The organism is Endobacterium panacihumi (assembly GCF_050847465.1).
GTDB lineage: Bacteria > Pseudomonadota > Alphaproteobacteria > Rhizobiales > Rhizobiaceae > Neorhizobium > Neorhizobium panacihumi.
In genome coordinates, this window is record NZ_JBOZRA010000001.1 from 945,559 (window position 1) to 968,149 (window position 22,591).

18 protein-coding genes are annotated in these 22,591 nt (G+C 60.3%); 10 read left to right on the forward strand and 8 right to left on the reverse strand.

All coding sequences use genetic code 11. From position 1 onward, the window contains the following. Nucleotides 1-4: 4 nt before the first annotated feature. Nucleotides 5-1,402 (reverse strand): TolC family outer membrane protein, encoded by a 1,398-nt coding sequence (locus ACRQ1B_RS04710; protein WP_432292497.1) that lies wholly within the window; start codon nucleotides 1,400-1,402, stop codon nucleotides 5-7. A 1,025-nt stretch (nucleotides 1,403-2,427) separates the two neighbouring features. Between ACRQ1B_RS04710 and ACRQ1B_RS04715 the strand changes: the two genes are divergently transcribed. Further along, nucleotides 2,428-2,601, forward strand: a complete 174-nt coding sequence (locus tag ACRQ1B_RS04715) for a DUF1328 domain-containing protein (RefSeq protein WP_432292498.1) — start codon at nucleotides 2,428-2,430, stop codon at nucleotides 2,599-2,601. A 65-nt stretch (nucleotides 2,602-2,666) separates the two neighbouring features. On the opposite strand, the gene ACRQ1B_RS04720 is transcribed toward ACRQ1B_RS04715, so the two are convergent. Continuing rightward, on the reverse strand, nucleotides 2,667-3,137 hold the full coding sequence (locus tag ACRQ1B_RS04720; protein WP_432292499.1) for an Lrp/AsnC family transcriptional regulator: 471 nt from the start codon (nucleotides 3,135-3,137) through the stop codon (nucleotides 2,667-2,669). 195 nt (nucleotides 3,138-3,332) lie between these two features. Between ACRQ1B_RS04720 and putA the strand changes: the two genes are divergently transcribed. Further along, nucleotides 3,333-7,007, forward strand: coding sequence for a trifunctional transcriptional regulator/proline dehydrogenase/L-glutamate gamma-semialdehyde dehydrogenase (gene putA, locus ACRQ1B_RS04725; RefSeq protein WP_432293812.1), 3,675 nt, complete (start codon nucleotides 3,333-3,335; stop codon nucleotides 7,005-7,007). A gap of 234 nt (nucleotides 7,008-7,241) precedes the next feature. On the opposite strand, the gene ACRQ1B_RS04730 is transcribed toward putA, so the two are convergent. After that, entirely contained in the window at nucleotides 7,242-7,367 is a 126-nt protein-coding gene (locus ACRQ1B_RS04730; protein ID WP_306833088.1) for a hypothetical protein, read from the reverse strand. Between the two features lie 283 nt (nucleotides 7,368-7,650). Here ACRQ1B_RS04730 and ACRQ1B_RS04735 point away from each other — a divergent pair, with 283 nt between their 5' ends. The 7 genes from ACRQ1B_RS04735 (at nucleotide 7,651) to ACRQ1B_RS04765 (ending at nucleotide 13,598) form a co-directional block, all read left to right on the forward strand. Then, a complete protein-coding gene (locus ACRQ1B_RS04735; RefSeq protein WP_432292500.1) occupies nucleotides 7,651-8,784 on the forward strand; it encodes an ABC transporter ATP-binding protein in 1,134 nt (377 codons plus the stop codon). A 37-nt stretch (nucleotides 8,785-8,821) separates the two neighbouring features. After that, nucleotides 8,822-9,955, forward strand: coding sequence for an ABC transporter substrate-binding protein (locus tag ACRQ1B_RS04740; RefSeq protein WP_432292501.1), 1,134 nt, complete (start codon nucleotides 8,822-8,824; stop codon nucleotides 9,953-9,955). Nucleotides 9,956-10,174: 219 nt separating this feature from the next. Continuing rightward, nucleotides 10,175-10,996 (forward strand): ABC transporter permease, encoded by an 822-nt coding sequence (locus ACRQ1B_RS04745; RefSeq protein WP_432292502.1) that lies wholly within the window; start codon nucleotides 10,175-10,177, stop codon nucleotides 10,994-10,996. After that, complete coding sequence (locus ACRQ1B_RS04750) at nucleotides 10,993-11,817, forward strand: ABC transporter permease (protein WP_432292503.1); 825 nt, start codon at nucleotides 10,993-10,995, stop codon at nucleotides 11,815-11,817. The genes ACRQ1B_RS04745 and ACRQ1B_RS04750 overlap by 4 nt, the downstream gene beginning before the upstream one ends. Nucleotides 11,818-11,824: 7 nt before the next feature. After that, nucleotides 11,825-12,868 (forward strand): LacI family DNA-binding transcriptional regulator, encoded by a 1,044-nt coding sequence (locus ACRQ1B_RS04755; protein WP_432292504.1) that lies wholly within the window; start codon nucleotides 11,825-11,827, stop codon nucleotides 12,866-12,868. Between the two features lie 77 nt (nucleotides 12,869-12,945). Continuing rightward, nucleotides 12,946-13,269, forward strand: a complete 324-nt coding sequence (locus ACRQ1B_RS04760; protein WP_432292505.1) for a hypothetical protein — start codon at nucleotides 12,946-12,948, stop codon at nucleotides 13,267-13,269. A gap of 131 nt (nucleotides 13,270-13,400) precedes the next feature. Next, entirely contained in the window at nucleotides 13,401-13,598 is a 198-nt protein-coding gene (locus ACRQ1B_RS04765; protein WP_432292506.1) for a hypothetical protein, read from the forward strand. Nucleotides 13,599-13,677: 79 nt separating this feature from the next. Here ACRQ1B_RS04765 and ACRQ1B_RS04770 read toward each other — a convergent pair whose 3' ends face one another. Together ACRQ1B_RS04770 and ACRQ1B_RS04775 are read right to left on the reverse strand one after the other, a co-directional pair. After that, nucleotides 13,678-14,175, reverse strand: a complete 498-nt coding sequence (locus ACRQ1B_RS04770; RefSeq protein WP_432292507.1) for an MgtC/SapB family protein — start codon at nucleotides 14,173-14,175, stop codon at nucleotides 13,678-13,680. An 88-nt stretch (nucleotides 14,176-14,263) separates the two neighbouring features. Further along, entirely contained in the window at nucleotides 14,264-15,514 is a 1,251-nt protein-coding gene (locus ACRQ1B_RS04775; RefSeq protein WP_432292508.1) for an AGE family epimerase/isomerase, read from the reverse strand. A gap of 185 nt (nucleotides 15,515-15,699) precedes the next feature. On the opposite strand from ACRQ1B_RS04775, the gene metH reads away from it, so the two are divergent. Beyond that, entirely contained in the window at nucleotides 15,700-19,467 is a 3,768-nt protein-coding gene (gene metH / locus ACRQ1B_RS04780; RefSeq protein WP_432292509.1) for a methionine synthase, read from the forward strand. A 183-nt stretch (nucleotides 19,468-19,650) separates the two neighbouring features. Here the strand turns inward: metH and ACRQ1B_RS04785 are convergent, their stop codons facing one another. The 3 genes from ACRQ1B_RS04785 to ACRQ1B_RS04795 form a co-directional block, all read right to left on the reverse strand. Continuing rightward, nucleotides 19,651-20,511: a phosphotransferase gene (locus tag ACRQ1B_RS04785; protein WP_432292510.1), complete on the reverse strand. Its 861-nt coding sequence runs from the start codon at nucleotides 20,509-20,511 to the stop codon at nucleotides 19,651-19,653. 100 nt (nucleotides 20,512-20,611) lie between these two features. Further along, on the reverse strand, nucleotides 20,612-21,202 hold the full coding sequence (locus ACRQ1B_RS04790) for a DAK2 domain-containing protein (protein WP_432292511.1): 591 nt from the start codon (nucleotides 21,200-21,202) through the stop codon (nucleotides 20,612-20,614). A 325-nt stretch (nucleotides 21,203-21,527) separates the two neighbouring features. Beyond that, the gene (locus tag ACRQ1B_RS04795; protein WP_432292512.1) at nucleotides 21,528-22,589 is read right to left on the reverse strand and encodes an ABC transporter ATP-binding protein; all 1,062 of its coding nucleotides are present in this window, start codon (nucleotides 22,587-22,589) and stop codon (nucleotides 21,528-21,530) included. Nucleotides 22,590-22,591 lie beyond the last annotated feature (2 nt).

A 22,591-nucleotide genomic window follows, 5' to 3' on the forward strand; every position in this document is an offset into this window, starting at 1 on the left:
GCCCTCAAAGATTTACGCCGCGAACCACGGTTCCATTCAGCCGAAACGCCTTGCGCGCCAGGCCGGAACTGAACAGGCAATCGGCATCCAGCCGCCTGAGATCATGCTCGGTCCGGACGGCATCAAAGCGGGCAGCATGCAGTTCCTGTTCGGCATTGAGAAGGTCGAGCAGGGTGCGGGTGCCGAGCTGCACATATTGCTCACGGTAGAGGTCGCGGGTCTCGATCATCATGTCGTTGCGGGATGCGAGTGAAACCAGAAGCTGTTTCAGGCCCGCCACCTGACCGCGTGCCTCGTTGAGGCTGCGGCCGGTTTCGAAACGCGCAGCCTGGCTGGCGGCCTCTGCCGCTTTTAATGCGTAACCGGCGGCATCGCGGCGGGCAGCGCTCGCGCCGCCCTCGTACAGATTCCCGACAAGATTGAGCCCGATGGTGAAATCGGGATTGTCGACGCGAGAATAGCTGGAAGAGCCGGCGACATCATAACTGCCGTCAGCCTGCAATTGCAGAGTGGGAAAGATTTCCGACTGGCTGAGCGCCAGTTTTGCGGCGGCCTCACGTTTGCTCGCCTCGGCCTGCAGCAATGTGGGCACCTCCTGCCAGTCCGGTTCCACTACCTCGCAGGCCTTCGCGAGCGTTGGCGCGCGACCCGAGGTGAGAGCCATGCGGCCACCAAGTCCTGCGAGTGCCGACAACGTGCTTTCCCAGCGGCTGAGGCTGGCCGAGATCTCAATGACCTGCGACTGCGCTGCCTGCACGCGGGCTTCCGCCTGCACCTTGTCCGACTTGGTGCTGGCGCCCTTGTCGGTGCGTTGCGTCACGAGCTCTGCGATCTTGTTCACGCCGGCGAGTTGTTCTTTCGCAACGGCAAGCGTGGCGCGGTATCGTTGCACCTCGATCACGGCATAGGTTGTCTCGCGCACGACGGTGTCGATGCTCTCCAGCATTTCCGCACGGCTTACGGCTTCGCCGGCCTTTTGCGCTTCGACCGAATTGGAGACCTTACCGAAATCATACACCATCTGCGACACCTGTAAGGTGGCGCGTGGCCGGAAACCGCCATCGGAGCCATTGCCGTAACCGGAATTCAATCCGCCCTGGATCTTCGGATAATAGCCGGCCTTGGCGACTTCGATTTCCTGCGCGCTCTGATAAACACGCCCGGCCGATGCCGAGATTGACGGGTGCCAGGCAATCGCACGCAGCACCGCTTCCTCCAGCGATCCTTTTTTGACGGAAAGCGGCGACGAGACATTGTCCGATACCGCACCTGCAGCCGGTCGCGCAGCTTGCGATCGCCCATCGGCCGCCAGTGCCGCGTCCTTCTGCTGTAAAGGTGAAAGGGAGCCGCGTTGAACGGAGCCCGTGGTCAGTTTACCGCCCTTGCTCGCATCCTGTGACACGGGCTGGGTCGTGCATGAAGTCAAAGTCCAACATCCAAGCAATACAAGAGCCGTTGGCCTTCCCCAAAGCCATCCGAACATTCACCCTCCATCACGCGCTTCATGCGCGGATCATTTCAGCCGGCAATGGGAAATGTGCCTGCTGCTTTATGTTTTTGCCCGATGGGCAAACCCCTTCCAGTTCCACTGCATCATGCCGATCAAGAATGGCGCAACGGCTCGTCTTTTGCGGATCAGCGCAACGTTGGGCAACCAAACAGACGGAGTGTCATGAGTATTTGGCACCTATCCCGCCGTAACTGACAGATTCGCGTGTTCAGTATTGCTAATATTTGAAGGTTGCGCGAGGATGTTTATCGCACGTTTTAGACGTGTTGATATCTTTTCTCAGACGGAGTTCATATCCCGATTCAACCCGATCTCGGAGAGAAAGCGCCCATCGGGTTTCATGAAAAGAGGTCTTCGCTCAGATCCCGTATGGTTATTGCTCTGGCGAAGGAGTGCCGGCGCTGATGATCGCCCGGCGCAAGAGTTTTTCGTCATGCATTCCGGTCTGGAAAAGATGAATTGCCACACCCGCCAGACGAACCGCTTCGGCATCGTGCGTCGTCAAGCCCAAAGTTGTGATCGACCGCAGGAAGGCGCGCTCGACAAGCGATATATCCGGCGGGGTCAGCGGAGGTTTCGCGATAGCTGCTGGGGGGTGTTCGATCGGAGTCGTTCCTCTTTATATTAGGGATGCATTATGTTTTCTTGCGCGTTGGTGATCAAGTCTGGCGCGATCTCGCGGTTTACGAATTATGAAACAGGCCATCGGCGCGCGCGGCGACATGTGCTGGCCGCGAACGGAAAGCGAACTTATCGAGCGGAATTGTGCATCAGGTTGGGAAACCGCAGCGCTATCGCCCTTGGCATGATTGCGGCAAGCCGGTTCGCGCGTATCTTTCTTCAACTGCCCGCGATGCGATGGAACCCCGAGGGCCGCCTGATCGTTATCATGCCATTGATCACTAAGGACGAAATCCATGCTGAAATGGGCTCTCATCTTCCTCGTCATCTCGCTGGTTGCAGGTTTCCTCGGCTTTTCCGGCGTCTCCGCAGCTGCGGCAGGTATCGCAAAGATCCTGTTCTACATCTTCCTCGTCATCTTCCTGGTTTTCCTCGTTCTGGCGCTGATGGCCGGCAACGCGATCCTGTGACGATGCGAGACGTGATGTAACATGTATGGGCCGTCATCCTGCGCGATGGCGGCCTTTTTATAGGGTCAAAAACCCTTGTCCTTGACCGACTGCATGACCACGAATGTCGAGGTGCTGGCGACATGGGGCAGGGCGGAGATCTTCTCTCCGAGCACGATGCGATAGCGGCGGATATCGGCGGTACGGACCTTGAGCAGGTAATCGAAGGAGCCGGCGATCATGTGGCACTCTTCCACCTCGCGCAGCTTCTTCACCGCCGTGTTGAATTCGTCCAGCGCCTTTTCGCGGGTATCGGACAATTTGACCTCGGTGAAGGCAATGTGATCGAGCCCGAACTTTTGGGGGTTAAGCGTCGCGCGAAAACCCGTGATATAACCGTCGTCGACAAGGCGCTTGAGGCGAATCTGGCAGGGTGTCTTGGAAAGACCGACCTTTTCGGAGAGATCGGTGATCGACATGCGGCCGTCATCGGCGAGCGCATCGACAATTTTGCGGTCGAATGCGTCGAGTTCACCAGTGATTGTGGCTTTTGCCATGTGTTTTGACTTTCAAGTGGCCTGATAAAAGAGAAAAACACCAGAAACTGACCGTATTCAAGTCCGCATGATGATTTGAGAAGATGATATTCAGCAGGAAAGCGGCACACGTGATGCCGCAGCCCAGATGAGGACATCGCAATGGCAGACAGAGTGGAACAGAAGGCAGACCCAGCCCCGATTTCGACGACGCAGATGGACCTGCCGTTCCAGCCGGTTTTCGAGGACTTTGCGCCTGCCGTCAGTGAAAAGACGCCGCTGCGTGCCGCCATTACCGCCGCCTATCGCCGACCGGAGCCGGAATGCCTGGCGCCGCTTCTGGAAGCCGCGACCCTTTCGGACGAGATGAGCGCCAAGGCAAAAAACACTGCGCGCAAACTGATCACCTCGCTTCGCGCCAAACATCGCGGTTCCGGCGTCGAGGGGCTGGTGCAGGAATATTCGCTGTCGAGCCAGGAAGGCGTGGCGCTGATGTGTCTGGCGGAAGCGCTGCTGCGTATCCCGGATACCGCGACACGTGACGCACTGATCCGCGACAAGATTTCCGATGGCGACTGGAAGTCGCATGTGGGCGGCGGGCGTTCTCTGTTCGTCAATGCCGCCACTTGGGGCCTTGTCGTCACCGGCAAGCTGACCGCCACCGTCAACGACCGCTCGCTTTCCGCAGCACTCACCCGTCTGATCGCCCGCTGCGGCGAACCGGTGATCCGCCGTGGCGTCGATATGGCGATGCGCATGATGGGCGAGCAGTTTGTGACCGGCGAGACGATTGCCGAGGCGCTAAAACGCTCCAAGGCAATGGAAGAGAAGGGCTTTGCCTATTCCTACGACATGCTCGGGGAAGCCGCGACCACGGCGGCCGATGCCGAGCGATATTACCGCGATTACGAAAATGCCATCCATGCGATCGGCAAGGCTTCGGCCGGGCGCGGCATCTATGAAGGGCCGGGCATCTCGATCAAGCTTTCGGCGCTGCATCCGCGATATGTTCGCGCCCAGGCTGCCCGGGTGATGGGTGAACTGCTGCCGAAGGTGAAGGCACTGGCGGCGATCGCAAAGTCCTACAATATCGGCCTCAATATCGATGCCGAGGAAGCCGATCGGCTTGAACTCTCGCTGGACCTGCTGGAAGGGCTCTGCCTCGATGCGGATCTGGCCGATTGGGACGGAATCGGTTTCGTGGTGCAGGCCTATGGCAAGCGCTGCCCCTTCGTGCTCGATTTCATCATCGATCTCGCCCGCCGCTCGAAACACCGGATCATGGTGCGTCTGGTCAAGGGCGCCTATTGGGATGCCGAGATCAAGCGGGCGCAGCTCGATGGCTTGAACGGTTTTCCGGTATATACCCGCAAGGTGCATACGGACGTTTCCTATATCGCCTGCGCCAAAAAGCTGCTGGCGGCGACGGATTACGTATTTCCGCAGTTCGCTACCCACAATGCCCAGTCATTGGCGACGATCTATCATCTGGCAGGGTCCGATTTTCAGGTCGGCAAATACGAGTTCCAATGCCTGCATGGCATGGGCGAACCGCTTTACGAAGAAGTGGTCGGGGCGAAGAACCTCGGTCGTCCGGCCCGTATCTACGCGCCTGTCGGCACGCATGAGACGCTGCTCGCCTATCTCGTTCGCCGCCTGCTGGAAAACGGTGCCAATTCCTCCTTCGTCAACCGTATCGGCGACCCGCTGGTGTCGGTGGATGAACTGATTGCCGATCCGGTCGAGATCGTGAAGGCCATGGTGGAGCCGGGAGCCGGGCATGACCGTATCGCGCTGCCGGAAGACCTTTTTGGTGCCGCTCGCAAAAACTCTGCCGGTATCGACCTCTCCAACGAGGATGTGCTGGCCTCCGTGTCCGCTGCCGTGAAGCAGGGTGCGGCGATGGAATGGCGCGCCGTGCCGCAGTTGATCGGCGCAGAAGCGTCCGGCTCGCCGCAGCCGGTGCGCAATCCGGGTGACCATCGCGATACCGTCGGCAGCGTAACGGAAGCCACCGAAGAAGAGGCACGCAATGCCGTTGCCCGCGCGAACGCTTCCGCCGCAAGCTGGGCTGCCGTTTCACCCGTCGAGCGTGCCGAATGCCTGGAACGTGCCGCAGACCTGATGCAGGCGGAAATGCCGGGCCTGCTCGGTCTCGTCATGCGCGAGGCGGGCAAATCCATGCCGAACGCCATTGCCGAAGTGCGGGAAGCCATCGATTTCCTGCGCTATTACGCACAGCAGACCCGCCGCACGCTGGGCCCTTCCCATACGCCGCTCGGGCCGATCGTCTGCATCAGCCCATGGAATTTTCCGCTGGCGATTTTTACGGGACAGGTGGCGGCCGCCCTCGTTGCCGGTAATCCGGTTCTGGCCAAGCCTGCCGAAGAAACACCGCTGATTGCCGCCGAGGGCGTGCGTATTTTGCGCGAGGCAGGTATTCCGATTGAAGCGCTGCAGTTCCTGCCAGGCGACGGAAAGATTGGTGCGGCGCTTGTCGGTTCGCCCGACGTGGCCGGTGTGATGTTCACTGGCTCGACGGAAGTGGCGCGGCTGATCCAAAAACAGCTGGCCGATCGTGTATCCGCCTCCGGCCGCCCGATCCCGCTGATCGCCGAGACGGGTGGCCAGAACGCCATGATCGTCGATTCCTCGGCCCTGGCCGAACAGGTGGTGGCCGATGTCATCGCATCCGCTTTCGACAGCGCCGGCCAGCGTTGCTCGGCTCTGCGTGTGCTCTGCCTTCAGGAAGACGTTGCCGACCGTATTCTCGCCATGCTGAAGGGCGCGCTGCACGAGCTGAATATCGGTCGCACCGATAAACTATCTGCCGATATCGGTCCGGTCATCACGGCGGAAGCCAAGGGCAATATCGAAGGCCATATCGAGGCGATGCGCAAGCTTGGCCACAAGGTGGAGCAGATCACGCTCGGTGATGTCACCAAGGCCGGCACGTTCGTCGCGCCGACGATCATCGAGCTGCCGTCGCTGGCCGATCTGAAACGCGAGGTTTTTGGCCCGGTCCTGCATGTCATTCGGTATCGCCGCGCTGATCTCGACAAGCTGATCGACCAGATCAATGGCACCGGTTACGGCCTGACCTTTGGCCTGCACACACGCCTCGACGAAACCATTGCGCATGTGACGAGCCGCGTGAAGGCCGGCAATCTTTACGTCAACCGCAACGTTATCGGTGCCGTTGTCGGCGTTCAGCCGTTTGGCGGACGCGGGTTGTCGGGCACCGGGCCGAAGGCGGGCGGGCCGCTCTATCTCGGCCGTCTCGTCGGCGTACAGCCGGAACCGCCGCAATTGAGCTCCGTGCATCGTGACGAAACGACGGCGGATTTTGCCCGGTTCCTCGATGAGAGCGGCGAAAGCGATGCGGCGGAAGTGGTGCGCACGCTGGCGAGCACGTCTGCGTTGGGTCTTACGCAGGAAATGCCGGGTCCGGTGGGCGAGCGCAATATTTATGGCCTGCATCCGCGTGGACGCATTCTGCTTCTGCCGCAGACCAAGGGCGGCCTGTTCTGGCAACTCGGTGCGGCGCTTGCGACCGGCAATACGGTTGCCATCGACGAGGAAAGCGGTCTCAAGGATGTGCTGGCTGGACTGCCGACCTCGGTTTCCGCACGCATCACCTGGGCGAAGGATTGGGCCGGGCAGGGACCTTATGCAGGTGCTCTGGTGGAAGGCGATGGCGAGCGGCTGAAAACGGTGAACACGGCGATTGCCGAAATGCCGGGGCCGCTGGTTCTGGTGCAGTCGGCAACCACTGAAGCTCTCATTGCCGATCCGGAGGCCTATTGCCTCAACTGGCTGCTGGAGGAAGTGTCGATCTCCACCAACACGGCCGCGGCCGGCGGCAATGCCAGCCTGATGTCGATCGGATAGTGTTCAGCGGCTGTATCCGAAAAGACCGGCCACAAACCTCTCTGCTGTCATGCTCGCCCTCGGGTTAAACCCGAGGGTGTCCCGAGCATCTGCTGTGTTGTCGTTCGGGATGCGTGGTTAGAGCATCGGCACGAGGCCGAGGATGACGAAGGTTGATAGTGAAATGCCACTAAACAGAAAGGCCGCGCGGGAAAACCGCTGCGGCCTTTTTCATGTCTTTGAGTTTGTTGAGCGCTAGTTGTCGACGCCGGCCATCTGCTCCGGTGTTGCGACGATATCGTTGCCGAGCGTGTTGTCGGCATATTTCAGGCCGAGAATGCCAAGCACCGATGCGACCATGATCACGAATACAATGCGCATGCGAAAACTCCTTGATGGTAAGCGAAAAACGACGATCGCCCGATCGCGGTTCCCGCTCCCCCGGTTTCTTAAGGGGTATGTAGGAGCGGTGTTGCGCATCTGCATCAGTTGGATAAGCCGGAAAAGCTGACATCACGCCGAATTGTCGGGGCCGCCGCCGCCCGCCAGTCGCACCGTTCTCAATATCCCGACCGCTATCCCGAGCCAGTGTCATCCGCCTGTAAAAATCGCGCTCTAAAGAAGCTTTCAGATTGATTGCACGCCTGTGCAAGCGGGGGCGAATATGAGTGGTGGCGGTTTTCTTCAACTGCGTGGCGTGGCCAGCCGTTATGGCCAGACGCGGGTCCTGAAGGACATCGATCTGTCGATCGGTAAGGGTGAGTTCGTGGCGCTGCTAGGATCGTCCGGCTGCGGCAAGACCACGCTTTTGCGCGTCATCGCCGGTTTCATCGAACCGTCCGACGGTGAGGTTGCTGTCAATGGTCGCGACATCACCCGCCATCAGCCGGACAAGCGCGGCATGGCGCTGGTGTTTCAGTCCTACGCGCTATGGCCGCATATGACGGTGGCTCAAAATATCGGTTACGGCCTCAAGCTGCGCGGCATCGCGCGCGAGGAGATATCGCGGCGTGTGTCGGACATGGCTTCCATGCTCGGTCTTGCCGGTCTGGAAGGTCGCAAGCCTGCAAACCTTTCGGGTGGCCAGCGTCAGCGCGTGGCGCTTGGCCGGGCGCTTGCCATCGATCCGGAAATTCTGTTGCTCGATGAGCCTCTTTCGAACCTCGATGCACGTATCCGCCTGAGCGTTCGCCATGAGCTGCGCGCCTTGCAAAAACGCCTCGGCATCACCGCGGTTCACGTCACCCACGATCGCGAAGAGGCGATGGTGATGGCCGACCGTATCGTCATTCTCGATGGTGGCCGCATTGCCCAGCAGGGATCGCCGGAAGAGGTTTACAACCGCCCGGCATCTTCCTTCGTCGCCGCCTTCATGGGGGCTGAAAACCTGTTGCATCTCAATGGCGTTCGTGAGGGCGACAATTTTGTTCTGCAGCCGGGCGCCGCGGGCGAGGGCGGTTTGGTGCCTGTTGCCGGACGTGCGCTCGATACCGGCCCGGTCGAGGCACGCTTCCGACCCGAGGCGGCAAGGATCGCCGATCTCGATGCATCCGTAGCGGAACCCGGCGCGCGTTTCTTCGGCGAGGTTGTCGCCGTTTCTTATCCCGGCGGCCATTGGCGCCATGCCGTCAAAATCGGCGAGCGCGAAATCATGGCCGATGCCGATCGTGCTTTTGATCCCGGACAGCCGGTTGCCGTGTTCGTGCCGGCCGAAACGCTGTTCCTGTTCAATACGCCTTCGGGCGAACCTGTTTCCCGCCCCGGCCTGTCGCCGGAGGCGGTGAAAATTCCAGCCTGACTTTTCTCTGATCCGACTTCAATCTCTGGAGAGACCCATGAAGAGATTTTCCTACGCTGCCATCGCCGTCACGCTCGCTGCCTTTCCGGTAAAGGCTGCCGAACTGACGGTTGCCACCGCCGGCGACCAGAACATGGTCGATTACATCAACCAGTATCTCGGCCCGTTGTTCGAAAAGACATATCCGGGCAACACGGTTCGCGCCGTCGGCACCGGTCCCGGCGATGCCGGTTCGCAAAAACTGCTCGAGCGTTTTGATGCGCAGGCGGCTGCCAAGTCGGAAAAGTGGGATGTCGACGTTGCCGTCGTCCACGAAAAGTTCGTCGGCCCGATGGTGACCAAGAACTATTTGGCAAAATATCGCGGTGACATCGAAACCGGTTCGCTGGTGACCCGCGATAACGCCAAGATGGCGCTCGGCACCAATGTCGATGGTTACGTCATGCCGATGTTCAACAGCCAGACGGCGCTCGCCTATAATCCGGACCTCGTGTCCAACCCGCCGAAATCCTACAAGGATCTGGCGGAATGGGCGAAGGCGCATCCCAAGCAGTTCGGTTATAACGGCATCAAGGGCGGCGCTTCCGGCGTATCCTTCGTCATGGGCTGGGTTTATGCTTTTGGCGATAGCGACGCCAACACGCTGATGAACGGCCCGTTCAACGCCGATGATACCAAGAAGTGGGACGGCGCTTTCAAGAGCCTTGCCGACTTCACCACCAATGCGACGCTGACGCCCGGCAATGCCGGCACGCTCGACCTCCTGTCGCGCGGCGAAATCGCCATGGGTCCGGTCTGGGTCGACATGTTCTATTCTTGGCAGGCGAGCGGCCAGCTGCCGCCGACCATGAAGCTGGTTCTGCCGGCTCCGGGCATGCCGGGCCAGCCGATGCATTACGTCATCCCTGAAAAGACTGCCCAGAAGGAACTGGCCGAAAAGTTCGTGGCGCTCGCCACCAGCCCGAAGGTGCAGGCGGAAGGCATCGTCAAGCGCTTCAACTGGTATCCGGGCATCGACGCCGACAAGGTCAAGGCCGAACTCGACGACGCCACCTGGAACAAGCTGTTCGTCGACATCTCCCCGGCTGATCTTGCCGAAAAGGGCAAGCCTTTCCCGATCGCTCCGTACAACTCGGCGATCCTCGAGGCTTACGAGAAGTCGGTGAAGTAACGGTCGTTACTGCTGCGGCTTAGCCCCTCACCCTAACCCTCTCCCCGCACGCGGGGAGAGGGGACTTGCCTCGCTCTCCGGTCGTCATCTTTTGGGTGATTGTGCCAAGCGGGTGCGTCATTGGCCCTTCTCCCCGCTGGCGGGGAGAAGGTGCCGGCAGGCGGATGAGGGGCAAGCTCCATATGCAATAGGCCTAACAAGGCTCCAGCGAGCAAACCCATGTCCAGACGTCTCCTCGGTCTCCTCCTCGTCCTGCCCGCACTGGCAGTCATCGCGCTCCTGTTCATCCTGCCGCTGATCATGTCGGCCGTCGGCGCGTTTCAGGTGGACGGTTCTTACGGCTGGGGCAACTTTGCCAAAACCTTCGATCTCTACACGAAGGACATCATCTTCACGGTGGTCATCGTGTCGCTGTCGACCGTGCTGATCGGCCTCGCCTCGATCGCCATCGGCGGATACCTGACGCTCGGCAATCATCCGCTTGCCGTCTCCATCCTGCGCTTCCTCTACCGCTGGCCGATGTTCATTCCCTTCATCGTCGTCGGGCAGTTGATGCGCACCTTCCTCGCCAAGAACGGCATGATGAACAACACGGCCGTCAGCCTTGGGCTGATGACGCCGATGGAAACGATGAGCTTTCTCGACTGGCGCGGCATCGTCTTCGCCTTCGTGTGGAAACAGACGCCGTTCGTGGCGCTGCTGGTGGCGGGCGCCATGGCATCTGTCAACCGCGATACAATCGAGGCTGCCCGCAATCTCGGTGCGTCGAAACTGCGCGTTCTCTTCGAAATCATCGTGCCGCAGGTGGCGGTGACACTGACTGTCGGGTTGATCCTCTCCTTCGTCACCATGATGTCGGTTCTGTCGGTGCCGATGATGATCAATGCCCAGTCTCCCACCATGCTGACCGCCGACATCGCTTTCCGCGTCAACGCCTATGGCGATTATGGCGTCGCCAACGCGCTCGGCCTGATCTCGTTGGTGCTCGCCTCGTCGGTCGCCTGGTTCTACCTGCGTATCAGCCTGAAGGAGCGCGCATGACCGCCCTGCGCAATAATCTCTCCGCCCTCTGGTGGGTGCCGCGCGGCATCATCTTCGGGCTGATGGCCTTCTTCATTTTTGGCCCGTTGTTCAACATGCTTTTGTGGACCGTGACGGAAAAATGGTACTTTCCGCACGCCTTCCCACTCGAATACGGGTTCAGTTCCTGGGCAAAGGTGTTTGCGCCGCGCGGCGGTGCGCTGGAATCGCTCGGCAATTCGCTGGTCGTGGCATTGCTGACCGTGGTCGTGTCGCTGGCCCTTGCCATTCCCGCCGGTTATGCGCTGGCGCGGCTGAAACTGCCGCTGAGAGGCGTCATCCTGCTCGCCTTCCTCATCCCGCAGGCCTTTCCGAACCTGACGGTCTACGTCAACATCGCCCGCATCTTTTACGAGATTGGCCTCAACGGCACCATTCCCGGCGTCGTGCTGGTGCATGTCTCGCACGGCCTCGTTTATGCCGTCTGGATTGCCACCGCCGCCTTTTCGGCCATCGACGTGGAACTGGAGCAGGCGGCCCGCAATATCGGTGCCGGCGCGATGCGCACCTTTCGCGACGTGACCTTGCCGCTGGCCGCTCCCGGCCTGATGGCGAGTGCGATCTTCGTCTTCCTCGAGAGCCTGGACGAGTTTACCGGCAGCTATTTTGTCGGCGCGCCCGACGTCAACATGCTGCCGCTGCTTCTCTACACGACCGCTTCCGGCGGCAATTACCAGATCGCTTCCATCACTGCCCTTCTGCTTCTCGTGCCCTCGCTGGTGTTCATGGCTGTGGTGGAGCGCTTTTTGAAAGCCGACGTGCTGTCGCGCGTCGGACAATGAGGTTGCCATGACCGAAGACGCCAAAAACAATGGACGCATGCGCTTCGTCAGCGCGCAGCAGGTGGCGGAACTGGCGGGGGTTTCGCGCTCGGCCGTGTCGCGCACCTTCACGAAGGGGGCAAGCGTTGCCCCTGCCACCCGCGAAAAAGTGCTGGCGGCGGCGAAAGAGCTTGGCTACCACGTCAACGATCTGGCGCGCGGCGTGCTCAACAATCAGAGCCGGCTGGTTGGCATCGTGGCGATGAAGCCGGAGCTTGGGTTTCGCGCGCATCTGACGGCAGCCCTCGCCAAGGCACTGATCCGGCGCGGCAGCATTCCCATTCTCATCAATACCGGGCAGACGGAAGCAGAGCTTCTGGCCGCGCAGAAAATGCTGATCGGTCATCGGGCGGAGGCCACGATCGTGCTTTCCGGTTCGCCGCCGGCAGCGTTTTTCGAGGAAGCGCAGCGCAATGGTCAGCCGCTGGTGATGATCGGCCGCTCGGAAGCCGATGCCGATCATGTCCATGCGGGCAATGCCGAGGCATCGACCCAAGCGGCGGAAGCCTTTGCCGGAGCAGGGCGACAATATCTGGCGGTGGCCACATCCTCTTCCGGCACGCCGGCCATTCGCGAGCGCGAGACGGCTTTCGTGGCAGCGGCTGAAAAGGTGGGCTGTCGCACCTCGGTCGCCGAGGGCGGCCAGGAATCGGACTATATGACGGGGCTTTCGGCTGCCCGAAAACTGTTTTCCGGCGAAGATCATCCTGACGCTGTTTTCTGTACGAACGACCTGATCGCCTTCGGGGTGATCGATCATCTGCGCAAGGAACGCGGCCTGCGCGTGCCGGAGGATGTCGCCGTCATCGGTTTCGACGACGTGCCGGAAGCGGCATGGCTGAGTTTCAGGCTGACCACGTTCCGGCAGGATCCGATCGTGATGGCTGACCGCGCCGTGGAACTGTTGCAGCGGCGGATCGACAATCCCGATGCGCCGCCGTTTCAGGAGCGTGTGATCCCCGAACTGGTGGTGCGCGACAGCTTTTGGCCGGTTCTGGGGGCGGCCGGATAAACACAGGCGCAAGCTTCGGTCAGGCAAGGGCAGGGTAACAAGGTGGTCAACAGCCGAATCTGTCCTGCCGGAGTTCCATGGAAAGCGCCAACCAGAATTATCGCGTGACCGCCGCCAACGCCCTTGTGGCGGAGTTGACGCTGGCAGCCGGTTCGATCGGCGAGGTGAAGCGGCATCAGCGCACGATACTTGTCGCGCGGGCTGCCGCTGCCATCGAAACACAGCGCGAATTGCTGGATCTGGGCAAGGGCGCCGTATCGCTGCCGACCGGAATCGTTTCCGATCTCGAGATGTTGCGGCGGGAATCGGCAAGCCTGCCGGACGCATTAGCGGCGCAGATTTTGCGTCAGGTAGCAGACGAAATCCGCCGTCTTGCAGGTCTTGTTAAGCACACGATCTAACATTTTCGTCAGATGTCGTTTCTGACATCGTTCCGTTAAATTTAATGGTTAATTTATTAACCTTCACTGGGGGAAAGTGAGGAACCGAAACGCGTGTTGCGCGTTTCAAAAGGCACACGGGAGAAGCCATCATGTTCTTTAGCAAGCCTGCCATCACTGAACCTGTCACGGACGACATCTTGGCCACCGGCACATTTGCCGATGGTGTGCTGCAGTTGACCGAAAAGGAACTGGTAGAGTTTGCCCGCAAGGATTTTTCCGGCGCCTCGTTCAAGCGCGATTATGGTTCTGCGCGCAGGATTTCCGAATGCCGGGTCGCCCCGATCTGATCTGTTACGATCCTTGAGATTTTAAGGCGTCTGCCGGCAGCGGCGGACGCCTTTTTTGTTTGCCTCTGTCATGAGGGCTTCAGTCGTCCCGGACATCATCCTTGATCCCCAGTGCCACCTCGCTATGGCGCACCAGCCAGAGCACGATGATGCCGGCAAACGTCGCGATGGCGGCGATGAGCCATAGACCTAAACCGACGCTGAGCCCGATCGCGCCCGAAAGCCACATGCTGGCGCCGGTCGTGAGGCCCTGAACCGAGCCTCTTGTAAACACGACCACACCTGCCGCCAAAAAGGCGATGCCGCCGGTCACGGCCTCGATCAGGCGGATCGGGTCCATGCGCATGGCATCGTTTGTCGGCGCGAGATTGTTGGTGATGTGGAGCGTCACCAGTGTGAAGATGGTGACGGACAGGCCGATCAGCATGTTGGTGCGCAAGCCGGCCATGTTCTTGTTGATGCGCCGCTCAAGGCCGATCAGGCCGCAGAGAAGCATGGCGCCAAACATGCGGGTGATGAGGATCAGAAAGGGCACCGGGCTTTCATGCGAAAACTCTTCGGCAAGTGCCTGCAGCATAACGGCTTCTCCATTTCGGTTGATGGAGAACACGTGGAAGCGGTGGTGGTTCCCGCAACGTGAAGCGCGGGAACCAAGTCTTGTCAGGTCAGCGCTTGCCGGCTTCCAGAATACCGCGTGTCACGCTGCCGGTGGCTGGGTAGAGCGGGATCAGGCAGGCCTGCAGGGCGTGGTAGATGTCGCCCTTGCCGGGGAAGAGGTCGTGTGAGGGAACAAGATCCTCGGTCAGTTCCTCGTGCCAGCCTCCGTTTGTGTGATCGATGAAGCGACGTTCGATCGTGTTCCAGATCGTGCGATAGCTTTGCTCATGGAAATCCGAGGGCAGGTGCTCGTTGAGGAAGTGCGCGGCACCGGCGCCTTCGCAGGCTGTCCACCACAGCTTGTTGCGCTTTTCCGGCTTGTCGTTCCAGTCGAGCGTATAGAAAAAGCCGCCCTTGTCCTTGTCCCAGCCGAGTGCCATCGACTGTTCGAACAGATTTTTGGCGGCGTCCGGCATCCAGTCATGCTTTTTGTCGCCAAGCACCCAGAGCTGGAGGATGAGGCGGGCCCATTCCAGCCAGTGGCCGGGTGTGGTGCCGGCTGGGCGGAACATTTCGTTCTCGTGGTAATAGGCCTTGTCGATATTCCAGCTGGTGTCGAAATGTTCGGCGACGCGCCAGTTTACCGAGCCTGCGGCGCGGCGGATGACCAGGTCGGAAATGTGCTCGGCCTTGCGAAGATATTCGGCATCGCCCGTCGCCTCGAACGCGGCCATCAGCGCTTCGGTGAGGTGCATGTTGGAATTCTGGCCGCGGTAATTGCCGCCATCGAGCGGCTGCCAGTCGGGCGTGAATTCTTCACGGATGGCGCCGTGTTCCTCGTCCCAGAATCGCGTGTTGATCACGTCCGTGATGTCGGCCAGCATCTGGTCGGCCAGCGGATGGCCGACAAGTTTGGCAGAGGAGGCGGCGAGCAGAACAAATGCGTGGCCGTAACCCTGCTTGTTGGCATCGACCGGGCCGTTGTCGTCAAGCGACCAGAAATAGCCGCCGTTCTTTTGATCGCGATGATGGTTCCAGAGATAATCCATGCCGTGATCAACGACATCAGAGGCGCCGGGGCGGCCGAGCAGCGTGCCGATGGCAAAGCAGTGAACGGCACGGGCGGCGATGTGGATGCTGCGGATCTGGCCCTTGGCGTCTAGCGGCTGACCGAAATCGTCGAGATCGAAAAAGCCGCCCTTGGGATTGATGGAATTGTGCTGGAAGAAGCCGAAAAGCCCGTTGGCCTGTGCGGTCAGCCAGTCGCGATGATAAGGGCGGCTCGTCCAGTTGACGAGGTCGCGATCTGCCAATGCCATGATAATCCTCCAATTTCGTACACAACAATCTGCCGAATGCCTATATAGGGCAGGCATGAGTCTGTCATCGGTCCGCGCTGGAGAATTGATGGCGACGGGCAGATATAACATACGTCATATATTGACATAAAGATATCTTTATGTGATCTGGGTGGCTGAAATCCATGACGTCAAGGGAGTGCGCCGTGTTCGACAATGTTTTTGGTCCCGAAGGGGCTGTCCGCGACGGCAACGAAGTGTTCGAGGCGCTGCGCAAGGCAGCGAGCGAACGCATCCTCGTGCTTGACGGTGCCATGGGCACGCAGATCCAGGGGCTCGGCTTTGATGAAGACCAGTTCCGCGGCCATCGTTTCATCGGTTGCGCCTGCCACCAGCAGGGCAATAACGACCTTCTGATCCTCACCCAGCCACAGGCGATTGAGGACATCCATTATCGCTATGCGATGGCGGGCGCCGACATTCTCGAAACCAACACCTTTTCCTCGACCCGCATCGCGCAGGCCGATTACGAGATGGAAAGCGCGGTCTACGACCTCAACAAGGAAGGCGCGGAAATCGTGCGCCGCGCCTGCCAGCGTGCCGAACGCGAGGATGGCAAGCGTCGTTTCGTGGCCGGTGCCATCGGCCCGACCAACCGCACCGCTTCGATTTCGCCTGACGTCAACAATCCCGGTTACCGTGCCGTTTCGTTCGATGAACTGCGTATCGCTTATGGCGAGCAGATCGACGGCCTGATCGACGGTGGCGCCGATATCATCCTGATCGAAACCATTTTTGACACGCTGAATGCCAAGGCGGCCATTTTCGCCTGCAAGGAGCGTTTTGAGGCCAAGGGCATCACGCTGCCGGTGATGATTTCCGGCACGATCACCGACCTTTCCGGCCGCACGCTGTCCGGCCAGACGCCGACCGCGTTCTGGGATTCGGTCAGCCATTCCAACCCGTTTACAATCGGCCTCAACTGCGCACTCGGCGCTGACGCCATGCGCCCGCACCTGCAGGAACTGTCGGCCGTTGCCGATACGTTCATCTGCGCCTATCCGAATGCCGGCCTGCCGAACGAGTTCGGTCAGTATGACGAAACGCCGGAAATCATGGCCGCACAGGTCGAGGGGTTTGCCCGCGAAGGTCTAGTCAACATCGTCGGCGGCTGCTGCGGTTCGACGCCGGACCATATTCGCGCCATCGCCGAAGCCGTCGCAAAACACAAGCCGCGCCCGATCCCGGAACACAAGCCGTTCATGTCGCTGTCGGGTCTCGAACCCTTCACGCTCACCAAGGACATTCCGTTCGTCAATGTCGGCGAGCGCACCAATGTCACCGGCTCGGCGAAATTCCGCAAGCTCATCACGGCGGGTGATTATACCGCCGCACTCGCCGTCGCCCGCGACCAGGTGGAGAACGGCGCGCAGGTCATCGACATCAACATGGACGAAGGCCTGATCGATTCAGAAAAGGCGATGGTCGAGTTCCTGAACCTGATCGCCGCCGAGCCGGATATCGCCCGCGTGCCGATCATGATCGATAGCTCGAAATTCGAGATCATCGAGGCCGGTCTGAAATGCGTGCAGGGCAAGTCGATCGTCAACTCGATCTCGCTGAAGGAAGGCGAAGAGAACTTTGTTCGTCAGGCAAAGCTGGTGCGCTCCTATGGCGCCGCCGTCGTCGTCATGGCTTTCGATGAGACGGGGCAGGCCGACACCTATGAGCGCAAGGTCGAGATCTGCTCACGCGCCTACAAGATCCTGACCGAACAGGCCGGTTTCCCGCCGGAAGACATCATTTTCGACCCAAATGTGTTTGCGGTTGCCACCGGCATCGAGGAACACAACAATTACGGCGTCGACTTTATCGAGGCGACCCGCACGATCCGCGAAAAAATGCCGCTCGTGCATATTTCCGGCGGCGTTTCCAATCTGTCCTTCTCGTTCCGCGGCAATGAGCCGGTGCGCGAGGCGATGCATGCCGTATTCCTCTACCACGCCATTCAGGCGGGCATGGACATGGGCATCGTCAATGCGGGCCAGCTGGCAGTATACGACCAGATCGACCCGGAACTGCGAGAGGCTTGCGAAGACGTGGTGCTGAACCGTCGGGCCGATGGCACCGAGCGCCTGCTGGAAGTTGCCGAGCGCTTTCGCGGTGGTCCGGGCCGTGAGGCGAAGGTGCAGGATCTGTCCTGGCGCGAGCGCTCGGTTGAAGAGCGTATCTCGCATGCGCTGGTGAACGGCATTACCGAATATATCGAGGCCGACACGGAAGAGGCTCGCCTTCAGGCCGAACGTCCGCTGCATGTCATCGAAGGCCCGCTGATGGCCGGCATGAACGTGGTCGGTGACCTGTTCGGTTCCGGCAAAATGTTCCTGCCGCAGGTGGTGAAATCCGCGCGCGTGATGAAACAGGCTGTGGCCGTTCTTCTGCCTTACATGGAAGAGGAAAAGCGCCTCAACGGCGGCGACGAGCGCAAGGCGGCCGGCAAGATTTTGATGGCGACCGTGAAGGGCGATGTCCACGATATCGGCAAGAACATCGTCGGCGTCGTGCTGGCCTGCAACAATTATGAGATCATCGATCTCGGCGTGATGGTGCCGGCGACAAAAATCCTGGAGACGGCGATCGCCGAAAAGGTCGATGTCATCGGTCTGTCCGGCCTGATCACCCCGTCTCTGGACGAGATGGTGCATGTGGCGGCCGAAATGCAGCGGCAGGGTTTTGACATCCCGCTGCTGATCGGTGGCGCGACCACCAGCCGTGTCCATACGGCGGTGAAAATCCATCCGGGTTATGACAAGGGCCAGACGGTCTATGTCACCGACGCGTCGCGCGCGGTCGGCGTTGTCTCGAACCTTCTGGCGGAAGACGGCCGGGAAAGCTACGTGGCCGATATCCGCGCCGAATATGCCAAGGTGGCGGCGGCGCATGCGCGCTCGGAAGCCGACAAGATCCGCCTGCCGCTGGCGCGTGCCCGCGCCAATGCCCAGAAGGTGGATTGGGATGCCTACAGCCCGGTCAAGCCGCAGTTCTTCGGCACCAAGATCTTCGAAGGCTACGATCTCGAGGAACTGGCGAAATACATCGACTGGACGCCGTTTTTCCAGACCTGGGAACTGAAGGGGCGTTACCCGGCCATTCTCGAAGACGAGAAGCAGGGCGAGGCGGCCCGTCAGCTGTGGACCGACGCACAGGCGATGTTGAAGAAGATCATCGCGGAAAACTGGTTCCGTCCGCGTGCCGTCATCGGCTTCTGGCCGGCCAATACGGTGGGCGACGATATCCGCGTTTATACCGACGAAAGCCGCACCGAAGAGGCCGCGACCTTCTTCACACTGCGTCAGCAGTTGTCGAAACGCGATGGTCGCCCGAATGTGGCGCTGTCGGATTTCGTCGCGCCGGTTGATAGCGGCAAGCAGGACTATGTCGGCGGTTTCGTCGTGACTGCCGGTATCGAAGAGGTGGCGATCGCCGAGCGGTTTGAGCGGGCGAACGACGATTATTCGTCGATCCTCGTCAAGGCGCTGGCCGACCGTTTTGCCGAAGCCTTTGCCGAACACATGCACCAGCGCGTCCGCAAGGAATTCTGGGGTTATGCGCCGGACGAGACTTTTGGCAATGACGAGCTGATCCACGAGGAATATGCCGGTATCCGCCCGGCACCGGGTTATCCGGCCCAGCCCGACCACACGGAAAAAGACACGTTGTTCCGCCTGCTCGATGCAACGGAAGCAACCGGTGTAGTTCTGACCGAGAGCTACGCCATGTGGCCGGGTTCGTCCGTCTCCGGCCTCTATATCGGCCACCCGGAAAGCTACTATTTTGGCGTTGCCAAGGTGGAACGCGATCAGGTGCAGGATTATGCGGCCCGTAAGGGCATGGCGGTGGAAGAGGTCGAGCGCTGGCTCGGGCCGGTGCTGAACTATGTGCCGCAGGGCGCTGCGAAGGATGAAGCGGCATAAGCCGCTTCGTTGGAACTAAGAGGCAGGCGGAGCCGACGTGGTTTCAGTCCTGCGATAAGTGATGAAGGAGGGTAAAAGCCCTCCTTTTCGCGTAATGACGAGTGGAGATATACTCGTCGTCATCCCGGCCTTGTGCCGGGATCCAGCAGCCGCGCGTCTGCGCGGCGGAAGGGTCTTTCCGGCTCAAGGCCGGGATGACGCCGGAGAGCTTAGCAATTCCAGCCTGCTCAAGGTCAGCCGGCATTGCCGACACAAGACCTCATTGCGGCCGCCGCGATAATAGCTGAGTGCGATCACGGCGCCATAAAGTGCCCAGCCTTTCGCCCGCAGCCAGTCTTCCTCCGATAAGCCGAGAGCCTTGCGGAAATGCGCGCGGGCGGCGGGATCGATAAAGACCCATGCGGTGGCGTAATCAGCAGCCGGATCGCCCACCGCTGCCAGCCCCCAATCGAGCACGGCGTGAAGGCGACCATGGCGTGCAAGCAGGTTGTCGGCTTTCAGATCGCCATGCAGCCAGACGGATTTTGCCGGCAAGGGAAGCGCGCAGGCGCGTTTCCAGAGTGCGCATGCCGCTTCGCGATCGATCTCGTCAGCGAGAATATCGATGGCCGGCAAGGTGATTGCGGAAAGCTCATCGAGAGCGACGCCTCGGCGGTGGTTGGCAGGGCCGGAGCGTGGAGTGCCGGTCGTATCCTTTGCGTGCAGCGCCTGAAGAAAGGCGGCAAGATCGTCGGCAGCCTTAAACGGGTCGGAAAGCTTGTCCGGTGTCGCGAGATCCCCTTCCAGCCAATCGAAAATGCCGAAGTCGACCGGTTGGCCGAGATCGACTGTGCCGCGGTAGCGCAGATTTGGCACGGCAAGTGGCAGGCCCTGCATATGCGGCAGCCATTCGAGTTCCTTGGTTGTGGCAGCAATGGATTCACGGCGGCGCGGAAGTCGCAGAAGCAGATCATCGCCGAGCCGATAAAGCGCATTGTCCGTGCCGGAGGAGGCAAGCCGTTCACAGGGCAAATCCGCCCATTGTGGAACATGGTCGCGGAGCAAGCGGGCAATCAGTTTATCGCTTATAAAAATATCGTCGTCATGCATGGCCTGACGTTATGGACTGCGAGTAACACGCGCATGACGAGTGTCGGTGCGGAACTCAATTTTCCTGGCTCAACGCGTCACGCATCGCACGAATGACAAGGATGGAGGAAAGCTCGCCGGCGCCGGGCTTGGGGAAACCGGCCGGCTGTTCTTCTGCTGCATCGGTGGCGGCCTGCAGACAGGCGGACAGTTTGCCACCGGCGGCGGATTCGATGGCATAAGCCTTTGCCGCGCGCAGCCAGACGCTGGCGATTTCCGCGCCGCCCGGTTCGCGTTCGGCGTGGTCACGAAAACTGGTGGCCATGGCGGCGAAGGCGCTGCCGAAATCTTCGGCAAGAATGGAGCGTTTGCGCATCAGGGCGCTACCGGCGCGCCGAAAGGCGCTGGCGTAAAGTCTGGGAGCGACGCCGGGAATGGTCAGAAGGGTTTCGGCTGCAAGGTCGAAGTAGCGGCCGGGTGTCCATTCGGATGGTTCGAGACCGGCAAGTTCCGCTTCTATCGCGTCGAACATATCCGGTGTCACGGCACCGTGGTCGCCGCGGCCCTCATGATCGGTCAGGCGCACCAGACGGTGGCTGTTTTCGTTGATCGCCACCGCGATCTCGGAGAACATTTCGAAGATTGAAACGCTGTCGGTGTTCCGCATGAACCCTGCCTTTCTTTCCTGTGCCTTTATCCGGTCTCTCAAAAAGTTTTTGGCTTTGCAAGGGTAGAAACGCCCCGAAGAAGAGTGGGTTAGGCTGGCGCGTCGGTGTCGCGGCCATCTTTTGCTATGTCTGTTATTGTGCGCTGCGGTATTGTGCATGGCAATAAAAAGCCCGGAAAACCGGGCTTTCCAAGCGATCGTCGCGCGAACGTATCCACGCGGTTTTCCGAGGAATTTTCAGCTGTTCACGCGCCTTTACGTTTTTTCGCAATCGGTGATCACAAAATGCGGCGCAAGCGTCGTTTTCCACAAGGGGATGCTAAAATCAGTCGCGGATCACCAGCAGATCGCCGGCTGAAAAGCGCAGGGTCACCACCTCGTCAGGCGCGGGCATGACGAGATCCGGCGAGTTGAACATGTCGAACGAGACGGTGTTCTTGCCCACGGCGATACGGGTGCGCACCACCGAGCCGAGGAAATTGGCCGAGACGACCTTGCCGGTCAGCGCGGTGTCACCCTTGGCGCTTTCGGACAGAGAGCCGGCTTCCGGCCGCAACGCCAGCGAGATGGTTTCACCGCCGGTCTTGTCGGCGATCGATTCGCGCAGGGCAATGGTCTGGTCGCCGATCATCACCGTTCCTGCGGATGGATCGACAACAGTCGCCTCGATGATGTTGAGCGTGCCGACGAAAGAGGCGACAAAACGGGTGGCGGGGCGGTTGTAGATGTCCGACGGGGTGCCGATCTGGTCGGCGCGGCCGGCATTCATGACGACGATGCGGTCGGAGATCGACAGCGCCTCTTCCTGGTCATGGGTGACGAACACGGTGGTGATGCCGAGCTGGCGCTGGATCTGGCGGATTTCCTCACGCAGCGACACACGGATTTTTGCGTCGAGCGCCGAGAGTGGCTCGTCGAGCAGCAGGACCTGCGGTTTCGGGGCAAGCGCGCGCGCCAGCGCCACGCGCTGCTGCTGGCCGCCCGACATCTGGTAGGGGTAACGGTCGGCCAGATGTTCGAGATGGATGAGTTTCAGCATCTCCTTCACGCGCGTCTCGATCTCTGCCTTGGGCTGGCCTGCCACTTTCAGACCGAAGGCGACATTATCGAACACGGTCATGTTGGGGAACAGCGCATAGGCCTGGAACACCATGCCGATATTGCGCTGGTTGGGCTTCAGGCGCGTCTGGTCGCGGCCGTCGATATGGATCGTGCCGCCGCTTGGCTGTTCGAAACCGGCGATCATGCGCAGGATCGTCGTCTTGCCGCAGCCGGACGGGCCGAGGAAGGAGATGAACTCGCCCTTTTCGATCGACATGTTGAAATCATGCACGACCTGGGTCTGGCCAAAGCTCTTCTTGATGTTTGAAAGTGCGAGAAAGGGCATCG

Excerpts from the sequence above, each read along its gene's own strand:
- ACRQ1B_RS04765 (WP_432292506.1), top strand. The coding sequence starts at position 13,401 with ATGTTCTTTAGCAAGCCTGCCATCACTGAACCTGTCACGGACGACATC.
- ACRQ1B_RS04740 (WP_432292501.1), top strand. The coding sequence starts at position 8,822 with ATGAAGAGATTTTCCTACGCTGCCATCGCCGTCACGCTCGCTGCCTTT.
- ACRQ1B_RS04760 (WP_432292505.1), top strand. The coding sequence starts at position 12,946 with ATGGAAAGCGCCAACCAGAATTATCGCGTGACCGCCGCCAACGCCCTT.
- ACRQ1B_RS04750 (WP_432292503.1), top strand. The coding sequence starts at position 10,993 with ATGACCGCCCTGCGCAATAATCTCTCCGCCCTCTGGTGGGTGCCGCGC.
- ACRQ1B_RS04735 (WP_432292500.1), top strand. The coding sequence starts at position 7,651 with ATGAGTGGTGGCGGTTTTCTTCAACTGCGTGGCGTGGCCAGCCGTTAT.
- ACRQ1B_RS04775 (WP_432292508.1), bottom strand. The coding sequence starts at position 15,514 with ATGGCATTGGCAGATCGCGACCTCGTCAACTGGACGAGCCGCCCTTAT.
- ACRQ1B_RS04795 (WP_432292512.1), bottom strand. The coding sequence starts at position 22,589 with ATGCCCTTTCTCGCACTTTCAAACATCAAGAAGAGCTTTGGCCAGACC.
- ACRQ1B_RS04755 (WP_432292504.1), top strand. The coding sequence starts at position 11,825 with ATGACCGAAGACGCCAAAAACAATGGACGCATGCGCTTCGTCAGCGCG.
- putA (WP_432293812.1), top strand. The coding sequence starts at position 3,333 with ATGGACCTGCCGTTCCAGCCGGTTTTCGAGGACTTTGCGCCTGCCGTC.
- ACRQ1B_RS04715 (WP_432292498.1), top strand. The coding sequence starts at position 2,428 with ATGCTGAAATGGGCTCTCATCTTCCTCGTCATCTCGCTGGTTGCAGGT.
- ACRQ1B_RS04770 (WP_432292507.1), bottom strand. The coding sequence starts at position 14,175 with ATGCTGCAGGCACTTGCCGAAGAGTTTTCGCATGAAAGCCCGGTGCCC.
- ACRQ1B_RS04745 (WP_432292502.1), top strand. The coding sequence starts at position 10,175 with ATGTCCAGACGTCTCCTCGGTCTCCTCCTCGTCCTGCCCGCACTGGCA.
- ACRQ1B_RS04730 (WP_306833088.1), bottom strand. The coding sequence starts at position 7,367 with ATGCGCATTGTATTCGTGATCATGGTCGCATCGGTGCTTGGCATTCTC.
- ACRQ1B_RS04720 (WP_432292499.1), bottom strand. The coding sequence starts at position 3,137 with ATGGCAAAAGCCACAATCACTGGTGAACTCGACGCATTCGACCGCAAA.
- ACRQ1B_RS04790 (WP_432292511.1), bottom strand. The coding sequence starts at position 21,202 with ATGCGGAACACCGACAGCGTTTCAATCTTCGAAATGTTCTCCGAGATC.